13 protein-coding genes and 9 pseudogenes are annotated in these 24,545 nt (G+C 69.2%); 16 read left to right on the plus strand and 6 right to left on the minus strand.

From position 1 onward, the window contains the following. Positions 1-20: 20 nt before the first annotated feature. Together RUTHE_RS06775 and gltX are read right to left on the minus strand one after the other, a co-directional pair. Positions 21-1,937: a Hint domain-containing protein gene (locus tag RUTHE_RS06775; protein ID WP_021097593.1), complete on the minus strand. Its 1,917-nt coding sequence runs from the start codon at positions 1,935-1,937 to the stop codon at positions 21-23. A gap of 111 nt (positions 1,938-2,048) precedes the next feature. Beyond that, on the minus strand, positions 2,049-3,383 hold the full coding sequence (gltX, locus tag RUTHE_RS06780) for a glutamate--tRNA ligase (RefSeq protein WP_021097594.1): 1,335 nt from the start codon (positions 3,381-3,383) through the stop codon (positions 2,049-2,051). A gap of 67 nt (positions 3,384-3,450) precedes the next feature. On the opposite strand from gltX, the gene RUTHE_RS06785 reads away from it, so the two are divergent. From RUTHE_RS06785 to RUTHE_RS06795, 4 genes are all read left to right on the plus strand, one after another. After that, a complete protein-coding gene (locus RUTHE_RS06785) occupies positions 3,451-3,843 on the plus strand; it encodes a metallopeptidase family protein (protein WP_169578836.1) in 393 nt (130 codons plus the stop codon). Between the two features lie 113 nt (positions 3,844-3,956). Next, positions 3,957-4,880, plus strand: coding sequence for an MBL fold metallo-hydrolase (locus RUTHE_RS06790; protein ID WP_021097596.1), 924 nt, complete (start codon positions 3,957-3,959; stop codon positions 4,878-4,880). 78 nt (positions 4,881-4,958) lie between these two features. Continuing rightward, a complete protein-coding gene (locus RUTHE_RS18235; RefSeq protein ID WP_342662213.1) occupies positions 4,959-5,174 on the plus strand; it encodes a hypothetical protein in 216 nt (71 codons plus the stop codon). Next, positions 5,108-5,905, plus strand: a complete 798-nt coding sequence (locus RUTHE_RS06795) for a 1-phosphofructokinase family hexose kinase (RefSeq protein WP_342662220.1) — start codon at positions 5,108-5,110, stop codon at positions 5,903-5,905. The genes RUTHE_RS18235 and RUTHE_RS06795 overlap by 67 nt, the downstream gene beginning before the upstream one ends. 148 nt (positions 5,906-6,053) lie before the next feature. On the opposite strand, the gene RUTHE_RS06800 is transcribed toward RUTHE_RS06795, so the two are convergent. Continuing rightward, entirely contained in the window at positions 6,054-7,754 is a 1,701-nt protein-coding gene (locus tag RUTHE_RS06800; protein ID WP_021097598.1) for an NAD+ synthase, read from the minus strand. Between the two features lie 182 nt (positions 7,755-7,936). Between RUTHE_RS06800 and RUTHE_RS06805 the strand changes: the two are divergent. After that, positions 7,937-8,935: pseudogene (locus tag RUTHE_RS06805) on the plus strand (hypothetical protein); the annotation flags it as partial. A 287-nt stretch (positions 8,936-9,222) separates the two neighbouring features. Beyond that, a pseudogene (locus tag RUTHE_RS06810) lies at positions 9,223-9,864 on the plus strand (MORN repeat-containing protein); the annotation flags it as partial. A gap of 64 nt (positions 9,865-9,928) precedes the next feature. Here RUTHE_RS06810 and RUTHE_RS06815 read toward each other — a convergent pair. Continuing rightward, positions 9,929-10,639: an SDR family NAD(P)-dependent oxidoreductase gene (locus RUTHE_RS06815; protein ID WP_021097601.1), complete on the minus strand. Its 711-nt coding sequence runs from the start codon at positions 10,637-10,639 to the stop codon at positions 9,929-9,931. Positions 10,640-10,855: 216 nt separating this feature from the next. Here RUTHE_RS06815 and RUTHE_RS18600 point away from each other — a divergent pair. From RUTHE_RS18600 to RUTHE_RS06860, 10 genes and pseudogenes are all read left to right on the plus strand, one after another. Continuing rightward, a pseudogene (locus RUTHE_RS18600) lies at positions 10,856-10,924 on the plus strand (hypothetical protein); the annotation flags it as partial. Between the two features lie 10 nt (positions 10,925-10,934). After that, positions 10,935-12,420 (plus strand): annotated as a pseudogene (locus RUTHE_RS06820) (2-isopropylmalate synthase). A gap of 405 nt (positions 12,421-12,825) precedes the next feature. Continuing rightward, a complete protein-coding gene (locus RUTHE_RS06825) occupies positions 12,826-13,860 on the plus strand; it encodes a rod shape-determining protein (protein WP_021097603.1) in 1,035 nt (344 codons plus the stop codon). Between the two features lie 14 nt (positions 13,861-13,874). Beyond that, positions 13,875-14,849: pseudogene (mreC, locus tag RUTHE_RS06830) on the plus strand (rod shape-determining protein MreC). Continuing rightward, a complete protein-coding gene (locus RUTHE_RS06835) occupies positions 14,842-15,378 on the plus strand; it encodes a hypothetical protein (protein ID WP_021097606.1) in 537 nt (178 codons plus the stop codon). The pseudogene mreC and the gene RUTHE_RS06835 overlap by 8 nt, the downstream one beginning before the upstream one ends. Before the next feature lie 77 nt (positions 15,379-15,455). Next, a pseudogene (gene mrdA, locus RUTHE_RS06840) lies at positions 15,456-17,357 on the plus strand (penicillin-binding protein 2). Positions 17,358-17,384: 27 nt separating this feature from the next. After that, positions 17,385-18,524, plus strand: a complete 1,140-nt coding sequence (gene rodA, locus RUTHE_RS06845; RefSeq protein WP_040645423.1) for a rod shape-determining protein RodA — start codon at positions 17,385-17,387, stop codon at positions 18,522-18,524. Continuing rightward, a pseudogene (locus RUTHE_RS06850) lies at positions 18,505-19,478 on the plus strand (NAD(P)-dependent oxidoreductase). The gene rodA and the pseudogene RUTHE_RS06850 overlap by 20 nt, the downstream one beginning before the upstream one ends. Before the next feature lie 62 nt (positions 19,479-19,540). Beyond that, on the plus strand, positions 19,541-20,761 hold the full coding sequence (locus RUTHE_RS06855; RefSeq protein ID WP_021097611.1) for a putative DNA modification/repair radical SAM protein: 1,221 nt from the start codon (positions 19,541-19,543) through the stop codon (positions 20,759-20,761). Between the two features lie 67 nt (positions 20,762-20,828). Continuing rightward, a pseudogene (locus RUTHE_RS06860) lies at positions 20,829-22,226 on the plus strand (UdgX family uracil-DNA binding protein); the annotation flags it as partial. Positions 22,227-22,311: 85 nt separating this feature from the next. Here RUTHE_RS06860 and RUTHE_RS15990 read toward each other — a convergent pair. Beyond that, on the minus strand, positions 22,312-23,268 hold the full coding sequence (locus tag RUTHE_RS15990) for a DUF808 family protein (protein WP_021097613.1): 957 nt from the start codon (positions 23,266-23,268) through the stop codon (positions 22,312-22,314). Positions 23,269-23,370: 102 nt separating this feature from the next. After that, a pseudogene (ychF, locus tag RUTHE_RS06875) lies at positions 23,371-24,466 on the minus strand (redox-regulated ATPase YchF). Positions 24,467-24,545 lie beyond the last annotated feature (79 nt).

Genomic DNA, 24,545 nt, shown 5'->3' on the forward strand with positions numbered 1-24,545 from the left:
GTGCCCCTGACCGGCGGCGGTCACGCAGTCCGCAGCATCAGCCGGGCCTCATGCGCCCTCAGGGTCGCCCGTGCGGCGGTGAAGCCGGCAAGGCCCGCCTCGGTCGCGAGCGAGGGGAAGAGCCGCAAGATCTCATCACGCTCCGGGCTGCCGAAGCCGCGAAGGCTCTGGAGGCCGGGCTGGAGGCTTTCGCTCCAGGCACCGTCACCCAGGATGATCTCATGCCGCTCGAACAGCAGATGGACATAGGTCACGCGCGGACGAAGGACCTCGAGGATGCCGGGCCGCCCCGCAAGGTGATGCGCGCGCACCAGCACTTCCTCCTCCCCCACGAGGAGCGAGGGCTCCACTCCCTCAAGTAGCATGCGGTGCTGCCGTGAGACCAGCATGTCGCGGGCCGGCATTCCCCGTCCAAGGGCCCCCGCCCGGATCAGCACCGGACGGAGGGCAGGCTCGGCCAGCATGGCCGCCCCTTCGACGGTGCGGCTGCCGATCCAGGCGATTTCCTGAAAGCCCGAATCGCGTGTCAGGACATGGTCGCCCGGACGCAGATGCTCCACCGGGACAAGGCCATGATCGGTCAGGATCCGTGTCCCGGCCGTGAAGCAGGGGACGACTGTCTCGATGTCCGAGAAGGTCATGGTGCCCGTGACCCGGCCCGAACCATCCAGGAACTCGACCACGCCGTTCTCGCGGTTGGTCGAGTCATAGCGGATGCGCAGCGGTCCCCTGCCTCTCAGGTCGAGGATGTCGTTGTCGCCGGGATTCTCGCCACCGATGATGGTGTCGCCTGCCCCCCCTTGGAAGGTATCGCTGCCAAGCCCTCCCACCAGCAGATCTGCACCATCCCCGCCGATCAGGAGATCGTCGCCGTCGCCTCCTTCCAGGCGGTCATCGCCGGCGCCCCCTTCGAGCCGGTCGTTGCCCGAACCGCCATAGAGCAGGTCATTGCCGTCGCCGCCGAAGAGGCTGTCAAGTCCAGCATCGCCCCAGAGGGTATCGTTGCCGGCCTCGCCGTAAAGGACATCGTTGCCGTCGCCACCGGCCATGCGATCCGCGCCGTCGCCGCCCCAGGCGGTGTCGTCACCCGCACCGCCCAGCACCGAGTCGTCCCCCAGACCGCCATAGAGGCTGTCGTTCCCTTCGTCGCCGCTCAGCCGATCATTGCCCGACCCGCCGATGACCGTGTCATTGCCGGTGCCGCCATAGAGCGTGTCGTCGCCGCCGGCTCCATCCAGATAGTCGTTCCCGGCACCGCCGTAGAATTCGTTCCAGTAGACATCGCTTCCGGTCAGGGCCTGACCGTCGAACCCGATCAGGGTGTCGTCGAAGGCCGAACCGAAGAGGCCGTCCACCCCTGCGATCCTGTCCCCCTCGGCATGGCCGCCGCGTCCCTGCCCCGTCGCGAGATTCACCGTGACCCCGGCATTGGAAGCGCGGTAGTCGCCCCAGTCCATGCCGCTGCCGCCATAGAGGGTGTCGGCCCCTGCCCCCCCTTCAAGCGTGTCGTTGCCGGCTTCGCCCGAGAGCACGTCGTTCCCCTGCCCGCCGCGCAGGACATTGCTGCCGGAATCGCCGATCAGGGTGTCGTTGTAGGCTGATCCAGTCAGATTCTCGATCCCTGACAGGACGTCGCCAGCCGCATCCCCGCCCGATCCGGTTCCGCTGGTGAGGCTGACCGAGACGCCGGCGGGCGAGGTGGAATAATCGGCCGTGTCGATTCCGGTCCCGCCATAGAAGACATCGCCACCCGAACCGCCGACGAACACATCGTTGCCGTCGCCGCCATAGAGCAGGTCGGTGCCACTTCCACCGAAGAGGGTATCGTCCCCACCCTCGCCGAAGAGAAGGTCGTTGCCGTCCTCGCCCGAGATGGTGTCGTCACCCGATGTGCCGTTCAGGATATCGTTCCGGTTCGTCCCGGTGATGTTTGCCATCTGTCTGCCCGCGATTCGCCCGGCACGGACCAGGCGATTGTCTCCGGTTCCCCGCTACTTCCGGAATATGGCGCGATTGGGGCCGGGCAGAGAAACACTCGGGACGGCACCTCACAATCCCGCTTCGCGCAGCGAGGGCTTCACCTGCAGCAGGGGCATGAGCGCGGCCATGTCCGGCCCTGCATCGCGTCCTGTCACCAGGCGGCGGAGAGGCTGGAAGAGGGCACGGCCCTTGCGGCCTGTCGCCTCCCGAAGCGCCCCGGTCCATTCGGCCCAGGTCTCGGGGCCATAGGGCGGATCCGGCAGGCGGGACAGCGCCTCGGCGACGAAGGCCCGGTCTTCCTCGGCGGCGATTCCGACACCCCCGCGCGAGAGGATGGCCCACCAGTCCGCGGCCTCGGCCATCGTGGACAGATTCTCGCGCAAGGCCGCCCAGAAGGCGGGGCGCAGCGCCTCGGGGACGCCTGCGGCAGCCAGCACCGGATCGACCGCGTCGGCGCCCTTGCGGGCGATCGCGGCACGGGTGAGCGGCCAGAGATCCTCGGCATCGAACTTGGTCGGCGCCGCCCCGAAGCTGCCCAGCCGGAACCCGGCGACGATCTCCTCGACCGAATCGCGTAGCTCCACCGGATCGGAGGAGCCGAGCCGCGCCATCAGCGACAGCACGGCCATCGGCTCCACGCCGCGTGCGCGCAGATCGCGCAGGGACAGGGTGCCAAGGCGCTTGGACAGGCCTTCACCCTGTGGCCCGGTCAGCAGCGAGTGATGGGCAAAGCGCGGCGGCTCGGCCCCGAGGGCTCGGATGATCTGGATCTGTGTGGCTGTGTTGGTGACATGATCCGCCCCGCGGACGATGTCGGTCACGCCCATCTCCGCATCGTCCACCGACGAGGCGAAGGTATAGAGCCACTGCCCGTCCTCCTTGCGCAGCACAGGGTCCGAGACGCTCTCGGCGTCGATCGAGATGGGGCCGAGGATGCCATCCTCCCATTCGATCCGGCCGGGATCGAGCCGGAAGCGCCAGTGCGAGGGCCGCTCGGCGCGCAGCCGGGCCTTCTCCTCCTCCGACAGGCGCAGGGCAGCCCGGTCATAGACGGGCGGGCGGCCCATCGAGAGCTGCTTCTTGCGCTTGAGATCGAGCTCGACAGGCGTCTCGAAGCATTCATAGGCGCGCCCTGCCTCGGCCAGCCGCCGCAGCGCAGCCTCATAGGCGGCGCTTCGCGCGGACTGCCGCTCCTCCCGGTCCCAGTGCAGGCCGAGCCATGTCAGATCCTCGCGGATGCCTTCGACATACTCCTCCCTGGAGCGGACCGGATCGGTGTCGTCGATGCGCAGGATGAAGGTCCCGCCCTGCTGACGCGCGATGGCATAGTTGAACAGTGCGGCGCGCAGATTGCCGATATGGATCCATCCGGTCGGAGAGGGGGCGAAGCGGGTGACGGTCATGAAAAACGGCTCCTCGGGCGTGGCGCCCGCCCTTCCACAGCCGCCCGCTTTTGTCCATATGAAGGACATGGACCATGTCGCCCCCACTCTCGAGGATATCGAGGAACTCGCCCGCGAGACCGTCGCCAACCTGCCCCCGGCCTTCCGGGAGGAGGCGCAGAAAGTCGCGATCCGTGTCGCCGACTTCGCCCCTGACGACGTCCTCGAGGAGATGGAGATGGAGCCCTTCGAGCTCACCGGGCTCTATGACGGCATCCCGATGACCGAGAAATCGAACTGGGACGTTCCCCAGAAACCGGATACGGTCTGGCTGTTCCGCCGTCCGATCCTGGACGAATGGGCCGAACGGGGCGATGTGACGATCGCCGATCTGGTGGCCCATGTCACCATCCACGAATTCGCCCATCATTTCGGCTGGTCCGACGACGACATCGCTGCCATCGATCAGTGGTGGCACTAGACGGGCCGCCGCCCCTCTCCCCCCCTGCCCCGCCCGTGAGGGGCTGGGCCTCGGGCCGGGCAGACCTAGCTTTCCCGCAGGATCGCCAAGGACCGCTCGAGGGAGGACCAGCCATGCCGATCACCCGCCGCACCACATTTCTTGCAGGCGCCGCGCTGACTCTTGCAGCACCGGCCCTCCTGCGCCCCCGACCCGCTGCCGCGCAGGGCGTCCCTGCCGCCCTGCCCCTGCCGCCCAGCCGCACCATCGCCCTGGGCAACTGGCGGGTCAGCGCGCTGCTTGCCGGCATGGGGCAGAGCGGAAACCCGCAGGAAACCTTCGGCCTGAATGTCGAACCGGAGACCTTTGCCCGCGTCTCGGCAGAGAACTTCATCCCCGCCGACCGCAGCGTCGGCTTCTTCACGCCCACGCTGGTGGATACAGGGAGCGAGCGCATCCTGTTCGACACCGGCATGAATGCGGGCGGGATCGTGCAGGCCCTGCAGCATGCCGGCCATGCCCCTGCCGATGTGACCCATGTGGTCCTGACGCACATGCATCCGGACCATATCGGCGGGCTGACCGACGACAGCGGCGCGGCGACCTTCCCTGCGGCCACCTACATCGCAGGCCGCGTCGAGTTCGACCACTGGGCCGCTCAGGGCAACGAGAACTTCGAGACCAAGGTGCGCCCCTTCGCCGAGACCATGACCTTCGTCGAACCCGATCAGGAGGTGATCCCGGGCATCACCGCGATCGAGGCCCATGGGCACACGCCCGGCCATCTCGTCTTCCGTCTGGAAAGCGACGGGCAACCGCTGATGCTGACAGCCGACACGGCCAATCACCATGTCTGGTCGCTCGCCCATCCCGACTGGGAAGTCCGGTTCGATGCCGACAAGGACCGGGCGGCGCGGACGCGGCGGCGGATCCTGGGGATGGTCGCTGCAGAACGCATGCCGATGCTGGGTTATCATCTGCCATTCCCGGCCATCGGCTATGTCGAGGTCGCGGGCGACGGATTCCGCTGGGTGCCGATGACCTATCAGTTCCTCTGACCATGGCGGCCGGGGTCCGGGCGGATTGCATCCCATCCCCGGCCCCGGCATGGTCGCCATGACCCTGCAGAGGCTGCCATGCGCGACATCCTGACCGTCACCCTGAACCCTGCGCTCGATTTCGCCACCTCCGTCGATCACGTGATTCCCGGCGTGAAGCTGCGCTGCGCCCCGCCCGGACGGATCCGGGGGGCGGCGGCATCAATGTCAGCCGGGCGATCCGTCTGCTGGGCGGCACCTCCCGGACCTTCGTCGCCCTGGGCGGCCGCAACGGCGCCACCCTCGCCGAGCTGATGCGCGAGGCGGGGCTCGATGTCATCATGCACGAGGCACCGGGCGAGACCCGCTCCTCCCTCTCGGTGCTCGAGACCAGCCGCGGCCATCAGTTCCGCTTCATGTTGCCGGGGCCGCCGTGGTCCGTCATGGATGTCATTGCCGCCGAGCGCGCGATCGTCGAGGCCGCCCAGCCCGGCGGGCTTGTCGTGATCTCGGGGACCCTGCCTCTCGGCGTGCTGCCCAATGTCGTCCCCGACCTCTGCGGCAAGCTGCAGGCCAAGGGGTGCGAAGTGGCCGTGGACATCTCCGGTCCCGCGCTCCATCTGCTGGCCCGGGCGCAGGGGCCGCAGCCCGACATCCTGCGGATGAACCAGGAAGAGGCGGACGATCTTGCCGGGCATGTCCTGCCCTCGCTTCAAGCCAGCGCGGATTTCGCCCAGCTTCTTGTGCGGCGCGGCGTGGCCAAGGTCGTCGTCGTGGCACGCGGGCCGGAGGGGTCTGTCCTGGCGACCGAGACGGAACGCTGGCATTCGCGTGCCGCGGATGTGCCGGTCCGCTCCAAGGTCGGCGCGGGCGATACCTTCGTGGGCGCCTTCCTGCTCGCTCATGCGCGGGGTGAGGCCTGGCCCGATGCCCTGCGGCGGGGGGTCGCCGCCGCTTCGGCCGCCGTGATGACCGAGGGCACCCAGCTCTGCCGTCGCGAGGATGCCGAGCGTCTCGTGGATCTCTGCCCGCTCCAGCCGATCTGAGATCCGTCAGGGGATGCGGGCGGGCGGGCCGGGGGTTGCCTGCCCGCCTCGCCCCGTCGCCACCCCGGCGGAGAGGGGCGACAGGCCAACCCTGCGGCGCGGCAAGAAGCCGGTCGCCATCGCGGCGCCCCGGCGCGTCCCGTCTGTCTCAGGCTGTCCTTCCCCTGACCTGCCGGGGAGGGCTCTCATCCCCCCCCTCATCCCGCCAGCGGTTGACGATGGGATAGCGGCGGTCGAGCCAGAAGGCCCGCCGCGTGAGCCGCGTGCCAGGTGCCGACTGGAAGCGCTTCCATTCGGCCCCATAGAGCAGGGCCTCCACTTTCTTCACGGTAGCCCGGTCGAAACCGGCTGCCATGCAGTCCTCCACGGATCCGTCGGCCTCCACCAGGATTTCGAGGATCGCATCGAGAACCGGATAGGGCGGCAGCGAATCCTCGTCCTTCTGGTTCTCGCGCAGTTCGGCCGTGGGGGGCTTGTCGATGACGCGGGGGGGGATGACCTCGCCGGCGGGGCCCCGCATCCAGGGGCGGTGATGGGCATTGCGCCAGCGGCAGGTCTCGAAGACGCGGGTCTTGTAGAGATCCTTGAGCGGGTTGTAGCCCCCGGCCATGTCGCCATAGATCGTGGCATAGCCGACGGCCATCTCGCTCTTGTTGCCGGTGGTCAGCAGCATTTCCCCGAACTTGTTGGACAGGGCCATGAGCAGGAGGCCGCGCAGGCGGCTCTGGATGTTCTCCTCGGCGATTCCCGGTGCGGTGCCGGCGAACAGGGGCGCGAGCGCCGCGCCCACGGCCTCCTGCGGGCCGGTGATGGGAATCTCGTCGAGGCGGCAGCCCAGGCGTTGCGCAACGGCCGCCGCATCCTCGAGACTCGTGCGGCTGGTGTAGCGCGACGGCAGCATCACGCAGCGCACATGATCCGGGCCGAGGGCATCGCAGGCGATGGTCGCCACAAGGGCCGAATCCACCCCTCCCGAGAGGCCGAGCAGCACCCGTTCGATGCCGGACTTGGCCAGATACCCCCGCAGCGAGACGACCATCGCGTGATAGTCCTGCTCCACGGCGGGCGGCAGCGGCGGGACATCCCCGCCTTCGGGCACCCAGCCCTGCGGCGTGCGATGAAAATCCACATGGACCACCGCCTCTTCGAAGAGCGGCAGGCGGCGGACGATCTGCCCGCCGCGGTCCAGCACGAAGGAGCCGCCATCGAAGACCTGATCGTCCTGCGCCCCGACAAGGTTGAGATAGACAAGCGGCAGGTCCGTCTCGCGCACGCGGGCAACCATCCGGTTCATGCGGACCGCATGCTTGCCCCTGTAATAGGGCGAGCCGTTGATCACGAGCAGCAGACCCGCTCCCTTCGCATCCATCTCGGCGGCCACGGTCGGGAACCAGGCATCCTCGCAGACCGGGGTGCCCACCCGCAAGGGCCCGATCGCGAAGGGATCGCCGGGCGGTCCCGGCGTGTAATGGCGCCGTTCGTCGAAGACGGTGTAGTTGGGCAGTTCATGCTTGAGCTTGCGCCCGGCCACGCGCCCCCCCTGGAGCAGCCAGGCCGCGTTGTAGAGCGCCCCGCCCTCCGCCCAGGGCGCGCCGATCAGCAACGGCGGGCCATCCGCAAGCTCGGCGGCAAAGGCCTCCACGGCGCGGATCGCGTCGCGATGGAAGACCGGCTTCGACACCAGATCCTGAAGCTGATAGCCGGTGGCGAACATCTCCGGCAGGGCCACGAGATCGGCGCCGGCCGCGCGACCCTCCTCCCATGCGGCGCGCGCCCGGGCGAGATTGCCCGCAATGTCGCCCACGGTCGCATCGAGCTGGGCGAGCGTCAGGCGGAAGCGGTCGGTCATCGGCTGGCTCCTTCGCGATTGCAGCGATGGTAGCAGCCGGCACGTCATGGGAAAGTCCCATCCCCCGGACCCCCGGCGCAGACCCCCGCACCCCGCCGGGGCTGTCGGCACGACCGTTGTCAGCCTGCCGGGCTGTGGATAGTCTGTCCCGCAAGTCAGAACACAGGGCCGGGGGCGGGTGCATGGGACCGAAGGGCTTCGGGGGCGTCGTCCTGAGCGTCGGGGCGTTGATCGCGACCACGACAAGCGCCCAGACCATCGAGACGAAGCAGTACGAGGATGGTGGCGTCTACGAGGGCACCTTCCTCAACGGCCGCCAGCACGGACAGGGCACCTACCGCCTTCCCAACGGCTACGAATACACCGGCGAATGGTTCGAAGGCGAGATTCGCGGCCAAGGCCGCGCGGTGTTCCCCAACGGATCGGTCTATGAGGGCAGCTTTGCCCGCGGCAAGCCCGAGGGCGAGGGACGCATCACCTTCGCCGATGGCGGCACCTATGAAGGCACATGGGAGGACGGGCGCATCAGCGGGCGTGGCGTGGCCGTCTATGCCAATGGCGTGCGCTACGAAGGCGAGTTCCGCAACGCCATGCATCACGGCCGCGGCGTCATGACCTCGCCCAACGGCTATGTCTATGACGGCGAATGGGTGAACGGCGTCAAGGAAGGACAGGGGCGGATCACCTATCCCGATGGATCGGTCTACGAGGGCACGCTGGTCGCCGACAGGCGCGAGGGAACGGGAACCCTGACGACGCCCGAAGGCCTGATCTATGCCGGCGAATGGCAGGACGGAGAGATCGAGGGCCGCGGCTGCCTGCTGCGCCTCGAGGGCGGGCTGCCGGAGGAGGGCCCCCTGCCCGTCATGGTCGCCTTCGAGGACGGGGCATGCCGCGTGACGCCCGCCGCCGGGGCGGAAGGGCTTCGCTACGAGCTCTACGAAGGCCACTTCGCGGCCGGCAAGCGCGAGGGCGAAGGCCGTGTCCTCTACGCCAATGGCGACCGCTACGAAGGCCACTTCGCCAACGACCTGCGCCATGGCGAAGGAACCTTCCGGGGCGCGGACGGCTATGAGTATGTCGGCCAGTGGTCCGAAGGCCGGATCGAAGGCATGGGCCGGGCGACCTACCCGGACGGCTCGGTCTATGAAGGACCGTTCCGCGCCGATCTGGCCGACACCACGGGCGAGTGCAGCCCCCCCCGCGGTGGATCTTCTGCTGACGGCCACGGCGTCTGACAGCCCCACCGAGCCCGCCGTTCCCTCGGCATCCCCCTCCGGAACCCCGTCCGACACCACCGCAGAGGCCGCAGCGGCCACCGGGGACGGCGCCGCAGCCCCCCCCCGCCGCCGGCATCGCCGGCGATGCCACCGCCACGGACGAATCCGGCGCCACGGCAGACAGCCCGCCGCCCGCGACCGGCGCGGACGGGTCCCTCTGGGCCTCCGGCGACTGTGTCTTCGTGCCGGGGCGGATCACCTATCCGGACGGATCCAGCTATGAAGGCGAATGGCGGGCCGGCGTCATCGAAGGCGTCGGCATCGCCCGCTATGCCAATGGACTGACCTATGTCGGCGAGTTCCGCGAAGGGCGCCAGCACGGGCGGGGACGGATGACCTATCCCGACGGCTACATCTACGAAGGCGACTGGGCCGAGGGGCAGCGCAACGGCCGGGGCCGCGCGGTCTATGCCGACGGCACGGTCTATGAAGGCGAGTTCCGCAACGGACAGCGCCACGGCCAGGGCCGCATCGCCATGCCCGGCAGCACCGATGCCGATGGCAACCCCCTGCCCGGCTTCACCTATGAAGGCCAATGGGAGAATGGCGAGATCTCGGGCCGCGGCATAGCCACCTACGCCAATGGCGATGTCTACGAAGGCGAGTTCCGCAACGGCCGGCGCGAGGGCGAAGGCACCATGCGCTACGCCACGGGCCAGGTCGAAAGCGGCCAATGGACAAACGGCGCCTTCGTGGGGGGCGGCGAGGCCTCTCCGACCGACGGGGCCGCGCCCGGAGGGGCTGAGGCCGCCGCGCCGGATACCCCCGCAGAGGCCATCCCCGACGCCGCTGCCGAAGAGGAGGCGACACCGGCCGAATCGGGCGGCTGAGGCGCGGACAGGCGCCAGAGCATCCCGTCCGATGCGGTCACCATAGCCGTCCACTCCCCCGGCATCACGATCCGGCAGGCGCATCACCATGGCACGACCTCCCCCGGTGGTCGCGGAAGCTGCCGCTGTCGGCGGGGGTCAGCGCCTCCGTGACAGCCAGGAGTCGACGGGCGGCCTCGGCCGGCGGCAGCTTGCCATGGGCAGGAGAGAAACCCGCCGTGAAGGGGCTGTCCACGGTGCCCGGATGCAGGGCGACGGCGACCGCCTGCGGATGGGTGCGGGCCAGTTCGATCGCCGCGCCCTTCAGCAGCATGTTGAGCGCGGCCTTGGAGGCGCGGTAGGCGTGCCAGCCGCCAAGAGCGTTGTCGCCGATGGAGCCGACGCGGGCCGACAGGACGGCAAGCAGCGACCGCCCCCGGCGGGGCAGCCAGCGTGGCGCATGACGCAGCACGAGAGCGGGACCGATGGTGTTGACGGCGAACATCTCGGCCATCGCCGCTGCGTCGATCTCGCGCAGGGCCTTTTCGGGGCGGCGGCCTGCGGGGGCGAGGATGCCGGTGGCGACCCAGATCTGGGCGAAGGGGCCGGAAAGCGCGGCGAAGGCGCGTTCGGTGGCCGCCGGATCGCGCAGATCGGGCCCCCCTTCGCGGCGCGCGAGGCGCGTGACGGAAAGGCCGCGCGCGGCCAGCGCATCGGCGAGGGCCGCACCGATCCCCCCCGAAGCCCCGATCACGAGTGCGGTTGCCGGACGATCCTCGGCGTGGCTGTCGGTCATGGCGGTCCTCCCCTGCCTTGTCCTGATACGCAGCGCGCCTCCGGCCCGACCAAGGGGCCTTTTCCCCGGCCGCGGATGGCGGTAGGGTGCCGCACCATGACGATGCGCGCCCGCCTTCCTCTTCTTCTCCTTAGCCGCCTCTGAGCGGGCCTTGTGGCGCCGCCGCTCGGAGGAGTTCACGGCGCCGCAGGAGAGGAAGACCCAGGAGACCCCGTCATGACCCAGACCAATCGAGTCAAGATCTTCGACACCACGCTGCGCGACGGCGAACAATCGCCCGGCGCCACCATGACCCATGAGGAGAAGCTGGAGATCGCCCAGCTTCTGGACGAGATGGGGGGTGGACATCATCGAGGCCGGGTTCCCCATCGCCTCCGAGGGCGATTTCCGCGCCGTGACGGAGATCGCCAAGGTGACCCGCAATGCCACCGTCTGCGGTCTGGCGCGCGCGAATTTCAAGGATATCGACCGCTGCTGGGAGGCGGTGCGCCACGCCCGATCCCCCCCGCATCCACACCTTCATCGGCACCTCGCCCCTGCACCGGGCGATTCCCAATCTGGACATGGACCAGATGGCCGAACGCATCCACGAGACGGTGACGCATGCGCGCAACCTCTGCCCGGATGTGCAGTGGTCGCCCATGGATGCGACGCGGACCGAGCCTGACTACCTCTGCCGCGTGGTCGAGATCGCCATCAAGGCCGGGGCCACGACGATCAACATCCCCGACACGGTCGGCTACACCTACCCGCGCGAGAGCGCCGACATCATCCGCATGCTGCTCGAACGGGTGCCGGGCGCGGACGAGGTGACCTTTGCCACGCATTGCCATAACGACCTCGGCATGGCGACGGCCAATGCCCTGGCCGCGGTGGAGGCCGGTGCCCGGCAGATCGAATGCACGATCAACGGCCTCGGCGAGCGGGCGGGGAACACCGCACTCGAGGAGGTGGTCATGGCGATGAAGGTGCGCCATGACATCCTGCCCTTCGAGACGGGGATCGACACCACCAAGATCATGAACATCAGCCGCCGGGTGGCGACCGTCTCGGGCTTTCCGGTGCAGTTCAACAAGGCCATCGTCGGCAAGAACGCCTTTGCCCATGAATCGGGCATCCATCAGGACGGGATGCTCAAGAACGCCGCCACCTTCGAGATCATGCGGCCCGAGGATGTGGGGCTGTCGGCCACCAATCTGGTGATGGGCAAGCATTCGGGGCGGGCGGCACTGCGCGCCAAGCTGCGCCAGCTCGGCTTCGAGCTGGCCGACAACCAGCTCAACGACCTGTTCGTGCGTTTCAAGGACCTCGCCGACCGCAAGAAGGAAGTCTTCGACGACGACCTGATCGCCCTGGTGACGCAGAACGAGGCCGGGACGGACCGGCTGCGCCTGAAGCGGCTGCGCGTGGTCTGCGGAACCGAGGGACCGCAGACGGCAGAGATTGCGCTCGAGATCGACGGTCAGGAGAAGACCGTCACCGAGACCGGCGACGGCCCGGTGGACGCGACCTTCAAGGCCATCCGCGCGCTGTTTCCGCATCAGGCCAGCCTGCAGATCTACCAGGTGGCGGCGGTGACGGAAGGGACGGACGCGCAGGCCACCGTCAGCGTGCGGCTCGAGGAGCAGGGGCGTATCGCCACGGGCACCGCTGCCGACACCGACACGGTGGTGGCCAGCGCGAAGGCCTACATCAACGCGATCAACCGCCTTCTCGTGCGGCGCGAGAAGAGCGCGCCGGGCGAGGACGTAAAGGGCGTGAGCTACCGCGACGCCGGCTGACCGGCCCCGGATGGCCGGCCCGCAGGGAACGGGCCGGCGACAAGCGGCAGGACGGATCGGGCGCGAGGCGGGCATGGGGGGCTCCGGGACGGTGCGTGACGGGGCCAGTCTCGCCGGAAAGGGTTAAGAATTCCCTTCACCACCGCGCGGTGGTGTTGCGCTGCGCTGCAGCACAACAAATCATTGACGTCATTGATGAAATCGCCGCGAATCGGGATTCGCGCCGGCAGATGTCAACGGATGATGAACGCAGTGGGACAGATGCGGGACGCCCGAACGGCGGAAAGGTGCCGCACGAGGACGTGAAGCCCGCTTCCGCCTCGCCCGCAACGTCGCTATGGGTGCGCGGTCCGCCGGTCTCAGGCCGTGCGGACCGGTGGGGCATGGAAGGAACGGGACGCGCGCATGCTGGGCTTGGGGAGCCTTTTCTCGTCGGACATGGCGATCGACCTCGGGACGGCGAATACGCTCGTCTATGTCAAGGGGCGGGGGATCGTCCTTTCGGAACCGTCCGTGGTGGCCTACCACGTCAAGGACGGGCAGAAGAAGGTTCTCGCCGTGGGCGAGGACGCAAAGCTGATGCTGGGCCGCACGCCGGGCAGCATCGAGGCCATCCGGCCGATGCGCGAAGGCGTCATCGCCGATTTCGATGTCGCGGAAGAGATGATCAAGCATTTCATCCGCAAGGTGATCCGGCGATCCTATCCGAAGCCGAAGATCATCGTCTGCGTGCCCCATGGGGCCACCCCGGTGGAGAAGCGGGCGATCCGTCAATCCGTCCTCTCGGCCGGTGCCCGGCGGGCCGGACTGATTGCCGAGCCCATCGCCGCCGCCATCGGGGCGGGCATGCCGATCACCGACCCCACGGGCAACATGGTGGTCGATATCGGCGGCGGCACGACCGAAGTGGCGGTGCTGTCGCTGGGCGACATCGTCTATGCGCGTTCGGTGCGCGTGGGCGGCGACCGCATGGACGAAGCCATCATCTCCTATCTGCGGCGGCAGCATAACCTGCTCGTGGGCGAATCGACGGCCGAGCGCATCAAGACCACGATCGGGACCGCCCGGATGCCGGATGACGGCCGCGGGCAGACGATGATGATCCGCGGGCGCGATCTTCTCAACGGCGTGCCCAAGGAAACCGAGATCACCCAGGCGCAGGTGGCCGAGGCGCTGGCCGAACCCGTCCAGCAGATCTGCGAGGCGGTCATGACCGCTCTGGAGGCGACGCCGCCGGACCTGGCGGCCGACATCGTGGATCGCGGCGTGATGCTGACGGGGGGCGGGGCGCTGCTGGGCGAGCTCGACCTCGCACTGCGCGAGCAGACGGGGCTGGCCATCTCGGTCGCCGACGAATCGCTCAACTGTGTGGCGCTGGGCACCGGCAAGGCGCTTGAATACGAAAGGCAGCTGCGCCACGTCATCGACTACGACAGCTGACAGGGGGGCGGCGCATGCCCTCGCGGCGGGTTCAGGCCGAGGCTTTCACGAGGCCGCTCCGGCGTCTGCTGGTGGGGCTGCTGATCCTGGCCTGTCTGGGCCTGTTCGTGCTGTGGCGTATCGATTCCCCCCGTGTCGAACGGTTGCGGGCCGAGATCGTGGATGCCGTCGTGCCGCGGCTCGACTGGGCCATGGCACCGGTCACGGGGCTGGTGCGTCTGGCGCAGGACTTTCGGTCCTATCAGCGCCTGCATGAGCAGAACCTGGAACTGCGGCGCGAGCTGCAGCAGATGTCCGTCTGGCGCGAGGCGGCGCTGCGGCTCGAGCAGGAGAACGCCAAGCTGCGCGCGCTCACAATGTCTCGCTTCAGCCGGGCCTGACCTTCATCACCGGCACGGTGATGGCCGATTCCGGATCGCCCTTCCGGCAGTCGGTGCTGATCAATGTGGGGGGGCGGGACGGAATCATCGACGGCTGGCCGGCGATGGACGGACTGGGACTGGTGGGGCGGGGTCTCGGGCGTGGGAACGCGCACCTCGCGGGTGATCCTGCTGACCGACAGCTCCTCGCGCATTCCGGTGACGATCCAGCCTTCCGGGCAGCGCGCCATCCTGACCGGGGACAACAGCCCCTATCCACTTCTCGACTTCCTCGAGGACCGCGACCGGGTCCGGCCGGGCGACCGGGTGGTGACGGCCGGCGATGGCGGCCTGTTCCCGGCCGGTCTGCCCGTGGGGCGCGTGGCCCAGGGGACCGACGGACGGCTGCGGCTGCGCCTGGCAGCGGATTATGAGCAGCTCGATTTCCTGCGCATCCTGCGCAGCCCGCAGATCGAGGCCATCGAGGAACCCGGCCGGCTGATCGTGCCGCAGGGCGGCGTGCCGGCCGGCCCCTCGCCGGAGGACTTCATCGGCCCTCCCCCGCCGCCGGCGCTGGTGACGGCCAGCACCGACCCCACCCCCCCGCCGGCGGAGGCCCCCGGTGACTGAGCTGGGACGGGGAAGCCGGGGCGGGATCCTCGCCTATCTGGCGATCGCAGCCCTGCTGACTGCGGCGTCGCTTCTTCCGCTCAACACGGTGCCGCGCCCCTGGGCCGCGCCCGATATCCTGCTGGCCGTGACGGCGGCCTGGGCAGCCCGGCGCCCCGACACGCTGCCCGTTCTGGCCGTGGCGGGGGTGTTCCTGATGGCCGATTTCCTGTTCCAGAGGCCACCGGGGCTGTTCACGGCGCTCGTTCTGGGACTGACCGAATGGCTGCGCAGCCGGGCACCGGCCCTCAGGCGCGGATCCTTTCCCGCCGAATGGGCCGCCGTGGGCGCCGGCATCGTGGCGGTGGCTCTGCTCAACCGCGTGGTGCTGGATCTGGCCATGACGCCGCAGGCGCCGCTCGGCCTGACCCTGATCCAGATCCTGCTGACGGTCGCCCTCTATCCGCTGATTGCGGGTCTGGCACAGATCGCCTTCGGCCTGCACCGGCCCGCGCAGGGCGAAGTGGACAATCTGGGACATCGCCTATGAACCGGTTCCGCCGCAAGACTCCTGCCGGACGCGCCGGCACCTCCAAGGCACCCGAAGCCTTCGACATCTCGCGCCGGATGACGCGCCGTGCAGCCCTGCTGGGGACCGTGCAGCTTGGCGTGGCGGGTGTGATCGGCTGGCGGATGAAGCAGCTCCAGATCGATCAGGCCGACCAGTTCCGCCTGCTGGCCGAGGAAAACCGCATCAACATGCGCCTGATCCCGCCGGCACGGGGCCTGATCTTCGACCGCAGCGGTGTGCCCCTGGCCGTCAACGAACCGATCTACCGGATCGTCATCGTGCGCGAAGCCGCAGGCGAGCCCGAGGAGGCGCTGGCCCGGCTGTCGGCAGTCCTGCCGCTCGACCGGGAGACGATCGACCGCGTGATCGAGGAGATGCGGCGCACCGCCTCCTTCGTGCCGGTCACGGTGCGCGACCGCGTCTCCTGGGACGATGTGGCGCGCGTCACCGCCAACGCCCCCGCCCTGCCGGGCATCACCGCGGAAGTGGGCCTGTCGCGCCATTATCCCAATGGCGCGGATACCGCCCATGTCGTGGGCTATGTGGGCCCCGTGTCGGAACACGACCTGAGCCAGATGGAAAAACCCCGACCCGCTGTTCCGAATCCCCAAATTCCCCATCGGCAAGACCGGGGTCGAGGCCAAGCTGGAGGACACGCTGCGCGGCCAGGCCGGCACGATGCGCATCGAGGTCAATGCGCTGGGTCGCGTGATGCGCGAGCTCGACCGCGTCGAGGGGATCAAGGGACGCGATGTCCAGCTCACGCTCGATGCGCAGCTTCAGGCCTATGTCGAGGCCCGCATCGAAGGCGAGAGCGCGGCCGTGGTGGTCATGGATTGCGCCACCGGCGACCTTCTTGCGGTGGGGAATGCGCCGTCCTTCGACCCCAACCTGTTCGTGCGCGGCATCTCGGTCGCCGACTGGACCGCCCTCAACGAGAACCGCTACCGCCCGCTGGCCAACAAGGTGGTGCAGGATGCCTATCCGCCGGGATCCACCTTCAAGATGATCGTCGCCCTGGCCGCGCTCGAGGCCGGGGTCATCCAGCCCGAGGACACGGTCTATTGCCCGGGCTTCGTGACCGTCTCGGGAACGCGCTTCCACTGCTGGCGCTCGGGCGGACATGGCAATGTCAACCTGCATGACAGCCTCAAGGTGTCCTGCGACGTCTACTATTACGAGATCGGCCAGCGTGTCGGCATCGATGCCATCGCGGCCATGGCCCGGCGGCTGGGCCTCGGGGTCCGTCATGACGTGCCGATGTCGGCCATCGCCGAGGGCATCGCCCCCGATCGCGACTGGAAACGGGCCCGCTATGGCGAAGACTGGCGCATCGGCGACACGGTCAATGCCTCGATCGGACAGGGCTATGTTCTGGCGACGCCGCTTCAACTGGCGGTGATGGCGGCGCGGCTGGCCACGGGACGGGCGGTGAGCCCCCGCCTGGTCAAGACCATCGCGGGGTGGAACAGCCCCCCGGCACCGGAGAGCCGCTGGGACTCAACGAGAACTGGCTGCGACGCATCCGCGCCTCGATGCATGATGTGGTCAATCACCAGCGCGGCACGGCCTTCGCCAACCGCATCATCGCCCCCGGCATGCAGATGGCCGGCAAGACCGGCACCAGTCAGGTGCGCCGCATCACCCCCGAGGAGCGCGCAAGAGGCGTCACATCGAATGCCGATCTGCCCTGGGAGCGGCGCGACCATGCGCTGTGGGTCAATTTCGCCCCCTATGACAATCCGCGTTTTGCCGTCTCGGTCGTCGTCGAGCATGGCGGTGGCGGCGGGGCCGTGGCCGCCCCCATCGGGCGGGACGTGACGCTGCAGGCGCTCTACGGGGGCTTTCCCCCGCTCGAGGCCTATCCCGAGAACAAGCGGGCCGAAGCCGAGGAGCGGCAGGCCCGCATCCGCGCCCGGATGGCCGGTCGCCCGCTGCCCTCTCGCGAGCGGGCCTGAAAAGGGGGAGATGCAAGGCCGATGGGCATGAGCTTTCTCGAATATCAGGTCCGATGGGTGCCCACGGGGCCGCGCAAGCTGCTCTATCTCAACTGGCCGCTCATCCTCCTTGTCACGGCACCGTCCTGCATGGGTTTTCTCATGCTCTATTCGCTGGCGGGCGGATCGATGGAGCCCTGGGCCGGCGAACAGATGAGCCGATTCGCCCTGGGTTTCGTGGCCATGATCGTTGTGGCGATGGTGCCCATCGCGGTGTGGAAGCGGCTTGCCCTGCCTATCTATCTGATCTCGATCGGCCTTCTGATCCTGGTGGAGATCATGGGCGATGTCGGCATGGGGGCGCAGCGCTGGCTCGTCATCGGGCCGATCCGCGTGCAACCCTCGGAGATCGCCAAGATCGGCCTCGTGCTGGCGCTTGCGGCCTATTACGACTGGATCCCGGCGCGGCGGGTGTCCCATCCGCTCTGGATGCTGCCCCCCCTGGTGATGATCGCGCTGCCTGTGGGACTTGTGCTGATGCAGCCCAATCTGGGCACGGCGATGCTGATCCTGGGCGCAGGCGGCATCCTGATGTTCTGCGCCGGCGTCCATTGGGGCTATTTCGCCACCGTGGCGGCGGGAATCGTTGGCACGATCCTGGCCGTCTTCGAGAGCCGCGGCACGCCGTGGCAGCTTCTCCACGACTACCAGTTCCGCCGCATCGACACCTTCTTCGATCCCTCGCAGGATCCGCTCGGAGCAGGCTACAATATCACGCAGGCGAAGATCGCGCTGGGATCAGGGGGGCTGACAGGCAAGGGATTCATGCAGGGCACCCAGTCGCGCCTCAACTTTCTCCCCGAGAAGCAGACGGACTTCATCCTCAACACCCTGGCCGAGGAGTTCGGCTTCGTCGGCTCCTTCACCCTGCTCGTGATCTATGTGCTGATGCTGGCCTTCCTGCTGGCCGCCGCGATGCAGTGCCGGGACCGCTTCTCCTCGCTGCTGATCCTCGGGGTCGGGGCGACGGTGTTCCTGCTCTTCTCGGTCAACATGCTGATGGTCATGGGGCTGGCGCCGGTCGTCGGCGTGCCCCTGCCCTTCGTGAGCTATGGCGGATCCTCCCTCCTCGTCCTTCTCGGGGCCTTCGGCCTCGTGCAGAGCGCCCATGTCCACCGCCCCCGCTGACCCCTTCGGCCCGCGGGTGCGCCCCGTGCGCGTGCTGTTCGCCGCACCGGACCGGCTGTGGGATGCCTATCGGGACCTGCTGCCCCGCGCCCTGGCCGAGGCCGGCGTCCTGGCCACCGTGGAGCGCGAGATCGACCCCGCCGAAGTGGACTGGATCGTCCATGCACCGGGCGGCCCGGTCACCGACTTTTCGCCCTATACCCGCGCCAAGGCCGTGCTGAGCCTCTGGGCCGGCGTGGAAGGGATCATCACCAATCCGACGCTGACCCAACCCCTGGCCCGCATGGTGGATCCGGGGCTGCGGCAGGGCATGGTGGAATGGGTGACGGCGCATGTCCTGCGCCATCACCTGAACCTCGACCGTCATATCCGGCGCAGCGAACCGCTCTGGCAACCCGAGCCTCCCCCCCTGGCCCCCGAACGCCCCGTCACGGTGCTGGGCCTGGGCGAGCTCGGTCTGGCCTGTGCGCTCGCCCTTGCCGGTCTGGGCTTTCCGGTTACGGGCTGGGCGCGCTCTCCGAAGGAGGAACCGCGCCTGCGCCGCGTCTTCACGGGGCTCGACGGACTGGCCCCGGCCCTTGCGGGGGCGCAGATCGTCGTGCTGCTCACGCCGCTGACGCGGCATACCGAGAACCTCATGAATGCCGAGCGGCTGCGGATCCCCGCCCGCGGCTATGCGCTGCTGAACCCCGGCCGGGCGGGCTCATCGACGACGCGGCGCTGCTGGCCGCGCTGGACGAGGGGGCGGTGGGTCATGCCACGCTCGACGTCTTCCGGCAGGAGCCGCTGCCCCCCGATCATCCCTTCTGGAGCCATCCGCGCATCACCGTCACCCCGCATGTCGCCGCCGAGACGCGCCCCGAAACAGCCGTGCGCGCCCTGGCCGAGAATGTCCGGCGGGGCGAGGCCGGTCTGCCGCTGCTCCATCTGGTGGATCGCCGCGCCGGTTACTGAGGCCGGCCGGCGGCAGCTGACGGCCCCTTGCCGGCAGGAGACAGGAACATTACAAGAACATCATGGCCCGGACCCTGCATCAGAAGCTCCAGATCCTTGCCGAAGCAGCCCGCCATGATGCCTCCTGCGCCTCCTCGGGCGGGCAGGGACGGGATGCACGGAAGGGAGAACCGGGCCACACCACGGGCAGCGGGATCTGCCATGCCTTCACCCCGGACGGGCGCTGTATCTCGCTTCTCAAGGTGCTGATGACCAATTTCTGCATCTTCGACTGCGCCTACTGCCCCTCGCGCCTCTCGGCCGACACACCCCGCGCGCGTCTTGCGCCCGAGGAGGTCGTGCAGCTGACGATCGAATTCTACCGGCGCAACATGATCGAAGGGCTGTTCCTGTCATCGGGCATCATCCGTTCGCCCGACGACACGATGCAGGACATGATCCGCATCCTGCGGATCCTGCGGGAGCGGGAGGGCTTTCGCGGCTATATCCATCTCAAGGTGATTCCCGGTGCCTCCGCCGGTCTGATCGAGGAGGCCGGGCTGCTTGCCGACCGGCTGTCGGTCAATGTGGAGCTGCCGACCGAAGCGGGGCTTGCCCGGCTTGCCCCCCGGAAGGATGCGCAGGACATCCGCCGCCAGATGGCCACGATTCGCCTGCGGACAGAGGCGGCGCAGGAACGATCCCCGACAGGCCGAAGGCCACCGCCCTTCGCCCCCGCAGGGCAGAGCACCCAGGTGATCGTCGGGGCCGACGGCGCGGCGGATGCCGAGATCCTGCGCATGAGCGAGCAGCTCTATGCCGGCTACAGGCTGCGGCGCGTCTACTATTCCGCCTATGTCCCCGTTCCCGGCGCATCGGACCGGCTGCCGCCACGGCCTCCGCCCCTGCTGCGCGAGCACCGGCTCTATCAGGCCGACTGGCTCCTGCGGCATTACGGTTTCACGGCCGAAGAGGTGCTGCCGGCGGGGGATCTCGATCCCGATCTCGATCCCAAGACGGCCTGGGCGCTGCGCCACCGCCATCTGTTCCCCGTGGATGTCCGCCGCGCCGGACGCGAGATGCTGTTGCGCGTGCCGGGTTTCGGGACGCGGACCGTGGACCGCATCCTGTCGGCCCGCCGGCATCGGGCCCTCCGCTGGGAGGATCTGCGGCACATGGGCGCGGTGCTGGGACGGGCCGCCCCCTTCGTGGAGGCGGAGGACTGGCATCCGCGCGGCCTGCTCGAGGCCGAAGGGTTGCGCGACCGCCTCGCCCCGCCGCCGCAGCAGCTTTCGCTGTTCTGACGGGCTTTCCTGTCGGAGGCTCGGAACATTTCATGAACACCCCAACGACCCCGGAGCTGCCGATCCGATGCCCCATGTGATCCTCCCCCGCATCGGCACCGACCGCGCCTGGCGCGAGGCCGCGCGGGCCTGCCTGGCCGCCCGTCTGGCACCGGAACGGGTGACCTGGTCTCTGGGCGAGGCCGAAGATCTGCTCTTCGACGACGACGAGGTGCCGCCTGCCCCCCGGCCCGGGACAGTGCGCGCGCCTGCGGCCTTCGTGGAACTGGCGGCCCAGGCCGTCTGGCACCGGGACCCTGAACGCTTTGCCCGGCTCTACGGTCTTCTGTGGCGGTTGCGGCTTCATCCCCGGCTGATGGACGACCCCGCCGATGCAGCCGTGGCGCAGCTGATCCGCATGGCACGGGCCGTCCGGCGCGACATCCACAGGCTGCACGCCTTTGTCCGCTTCCGCGAGGTGGGGGACCGCACCGCGCCCCGGCGCCGTTTTGCCGCCTGGATCGAGCCCCAGCATCTCACGCTGGAACCGGCTGCGCCCTTCTTTGCGCGCCGTTTTGCCGACATGGACTGGCTGATCGCGACGCCGGACCTTGTGGCCTGCTTCGAGGACGGGGTGCTGCGCTTCGAGGAGGGGGCATCGCGGCCCGAACTGGCCGAGGACGAGGCCGATGCGCTGTGGCGGACCTATTTTGCCGCGATCTTCAACCCGGCCCGGGTCAACCGCCGCCGGATGCTGGCCGAGATGCCCCGCCGCTGGTGGGCCCAGATGCCCGAGGCCGCCGCCATCCCGGACCTGCTGCGCAAGGCCGAAGCCGCAGCCCGCACCATGGCCGAGGCCCCCCCGCGCGAGCCCCCCCTCTATGCCCGCGCCCTCGCCCGCCGGGCTGAAGCCGCGCCACCCCGCCCCCATCCCCCGGGTCCCGCCTCTGTGCTGGCGGGGGATCTCGCCGCCTGCCGGGCCTGTCCGCTCTGGGAGGGGGCCACACAGCCTGTCCCCGGCGAAGGGCCGCCCGATGCGCCCCTGATGCTGGTCGGCGAGCAGCCGGAGGACCGGGACGACCTGACCGGAAGACCCTTTGCCGGGCCGGCGGGGGATCTGCTCCTGCGGCTTCTGGCCGAGGCGGGGATCGACCGCGCGCAGGTCTATCTCACCCATGCCGTGAAGCATTTCAACTACATGACAAAGGGCCGCCAGCGCCTTGCCAGGAGCCCCGGCGGGGCCGAGATCGCCGCCTGCCGCCCCTGGCTTCTGCGCGAGCTGGAGCTTGTCAGGCCCCGGCTGATCGTCGCCCTGGGCGCCACGGCCGCAGCGGCGCTGACGGGGCGGGCCGAGGGAATCCTGCGCCGACGCGGCGGCATCGAAGCCGGGCCGGAGGGCTTGCCCGTGCTGCTGACGCTGCATCCCGGTCATCTCCTGCGCCTGCCCGATCCCGTCGCCGCCGAAATGGAGACCGAGGCCCTCCGCCGCGACCTGATCACGGCGCGCCGTCATCTCGAAGGCATGGCGGCCGGGAGCGGGGGGGACGCCGACGCCTCTCCTTCGGCAGAGGCTAATGCGCCGCGCCGGGCCGGAGGATCCGCAGCGCCCCGAGGATCGCGAGGCCGAGTGCCAGACCCGCGACCGCCGCAGCCAGAGCCTGGGCGATCCAGCCCAGCGTCAATTCCGCCCAGCCGCCAAGGCCATGCACCGTCAGTTCCGCCCCGTGGCGTATGCGGTGGATGAGGTCCTCGGGCCCGTGCCAGCCCCATTCGGCCAGGCCATGCAGGACGATCTGCCCGCCAACCCAGAGCATGGCTACCGTGCCGACAAGGCTCAGGAGCGACAGAAGCGGGGGCATCGCATGGACCAGCCCGCGCCCCAGGGCCCGCCCGACAGCGGTCCGCGCCCGAAGCGCCAGGGCCGCGCCGGCATCATCCGCCTTCACGATCAGCGCCACCACCCCGTAGACCCCCAGCGTCACGAGGATGCCGACCGCCGCCAGCACCACCGCCCGCGTCCAGATCGAAGGCGAATCGACCGTGGCCAGCGCGATGGCCATGATCTCGGCCGACAGGATGAAGTCGGTGCGGATTGCGCCCGAGATCTTCTCCTCCTCGAGTTCCTCCGGCGTCCGGGCGCCCGTCTCGGCCACCGCAGGGTCGTCGTGATGGGGCGCAAGGAGATGCAGCATCTTCTCGGCCCCCTCGAAGCAGAGATAGGCCCCGCCCAGCACCAGCAGCGGCGTGATCGCCCAGGGGGCAAAGGCCGACAGCAGGAGCGCCGCAGGCAGCAGATAGAGCAGCTTGTTGCGCAGGCTGCCCAGGGCGATGCGGCCGATGATCGGAAGTTCGCGGGCGGCGGCGAAGCCAACGACATAACGCGGCGTCACCGCCGTGTCGTCGATGACCACGCCTGCGGCCTTGGTTCCTGCCTTGACCGCCTGCGCCGCGACATCATCCACCGATGCCGCAGCCACCTTGGCGATCGCCGCCACATCGTCGAGGAGCGCGATGAGCCCCGTTGCCATGATGCCGTCCCGTTCTCCCGCCGATCCCCGATCTGCCCCGCCCGGGGGTGACCCGGACGGTGCCATGCCTGCCCCGCGGCGCCAAGGGCCTGCGGATCCCGGTCAGCCGCTGAACAGGAAATGCATCACATCGCCGTCCTGCACCTCGTAGCTGCGGCCCTCGAGGCGGAGCTTGCCGGCCTCGCGCGCGCCGGCCTCGCCGCCATGGGCCACATAGTCGTCGTAGGCGATGGTCTCGGCGCGGATGAAGCCCTTCTCGAAATCGCCATGGATGACCCCGGCTGCCTGAGGGGCCAGCGTGCCGGCGGGAATCGTCCAGGCGCGCGCCTCCTTGGGGCCTGCGGTGAAATAGGTCCGCAACCGCAGCAGCGCATAGCCCGCCCGGATCAGCCGGTCGAGCCCCGGCTCCGCAAGACCCATCGTCGCGAGGAACTCTCGCGCCTCCTCGGGGGGAAGCTGGGCGATCTCCTCCTCGATCCGGGCCGAGATGACGACATGGGCATTGCCTTCGGCCGCGGCCATGGCCGCCACTGCCTCCGAATGCGCATTGCCGGTGGCGGCGTCCTCTTCGGCCACGTTGCAGACATAGAGCACCGGCTTGGCCGTCAGGAGCTGGAGCATCCGCCAGGCGCGCGCCTCCTCCGGGGCCACCGGCACCGTGCGGCGGGCGCCCCTCGGCCAGGGCAGCCTGGGCACGCCGCAGCAGCGCCTCCTGCTCGGTCGCGTCGCGGTCGCCCCCCCGGACCTTGCGGGCGATGTTCTGCAGGCGCCGCTCCACCGATTCGAGATCGGCCAGCATCAGCTCCGTCTCGATCGTCTGGGCATCGGAGACAGGGTCCACCCGCCCCTCGACATGGGTGATGTCCGGATCCTCGAAGCAGCGCAGCACATGGGCGATGGCATCCACCTCGCGGATATTGGCCAGGAACTGGTTGCCCAGCCCCTCTCCCTTCGAGGCCCCGCGCACCAGACCCGCGATGTCCACGAAGGTCATCCGCGCCGGGATCACCTGACGGGATTTCGCGATCTCTGCCAGCCGGTCGAGGCGCGGATCGGGCACCGCCACCTCGCCCACATTGGGTTCGATGGTGCAGAAGGGAAAATTGGCCGCCTGCGCCGCCGCCGTGCGGGTCAGCGCATTGAAGAGGGTGGACTTGCCGACATTCGGCAGACCCACGATGCCCATGCGGAAGCCCATCGGCCCCTCCCTCCCTGCCCGCGAAAACCGGGGCGGTTCTAGGCGGGGCCCCCGCGGCGCGCAAGGCAGCGGCCGGAGC

This window comes from Rubellimicrobium thermophilum DSM 16684, assembly GCF_000442315.1.
Lineage (GTDB): Bacteria > Pseudomonadota > Alphaproteobacteria > Rhodobacterales > Rhodobacteraceae > Rubellimicrobium > Rubellimicrobium thermophilum.

What these genes read in the sequence shown, in the direction of transcription:
- RUTHE_RS06775 (WP_021097593.1), bottom strand. Translation starts at nt 1,937, where the DNA reads ATGGCAAACATCACCGGGACGAACCGGAACGATATCCTGAACGGCACA.
- gltX (WP_021097594.1), bottom strand. Translation starts at nt 3,383, where the DNA reads ATGACCGTCACCCGCTTCGCCCCCTCTCCGACCGGATGGATCCATATC.
- RUTHE_RS06785 (WP_169578836.1), top strand. Translation starts at nt 3,451, where the DNA reads ATGGACCATGTCGCCCCCACTCTCGAGGATATCGAGGAACTCGCCCGC.
- RUTHE_RS06790 (WP_021097596.1), top strand. Translation starts at nt 3,957, where the DNA reads ATGCCGATCACCCGCCGCACCACATTTCTTGCAGGCGCCGCGCTGACT.
- RUTHE_RS18235 (WP_342662213.1), top strand. Translation starts at nt 4,959, where the DNA reads ATGCGCGACATCCTGACCGTCACCCTGAACCCTGCGCTCGATTTCGCC.
- RUTHE_RS06800 (WP_021097598.1), bottom strand. Translation starts at nt 7,754, where the DNA reads ATGACCGACCGCTTCCGCCTGACGCTCGCCCAGCTCGATGCGACCGTG.
- RUTHE_RS06815 (WP_021097601.1), bottom strand. Translation starts at nt 10,639, where the DNA reads ATGACCGACAGCCACGCCGAGGATCGTCCGGCAACCGCACTCGTGATC.
- RUTHE_RS06825 (WP_021097603.1), top strand. Translation starts at nt 12,826, where the DNA reads ATGCTGGGCTTGGGGAGCCTTTTCTCGTCGGACATGGCGATCGACCTC.
- rodA (WP_040645423.1), top strand. Translation starts at nt 17,385, where the DNA reads ATGAGCTTTCTCGAATATCAGGTCCGATGGGTGCCCACGGGGCCGCGC.
- RUTHE_RS06855 (WP_021097611.1), top strand. Translation starts at nt 19,541, where the DNA reads ATGGCCCGGACCCTGCATCAGAAGCTCCAGATCCTTGCCGAAGCAGCC.
- RUTHE_RS15990 (WP_021097613.1), bottom strand. Translation starts at nt 23,268, where the DNA reads ATGGCAACGGGGCTCATCGCGCTCCTCGACGATGTGGCGGCGATCGCC.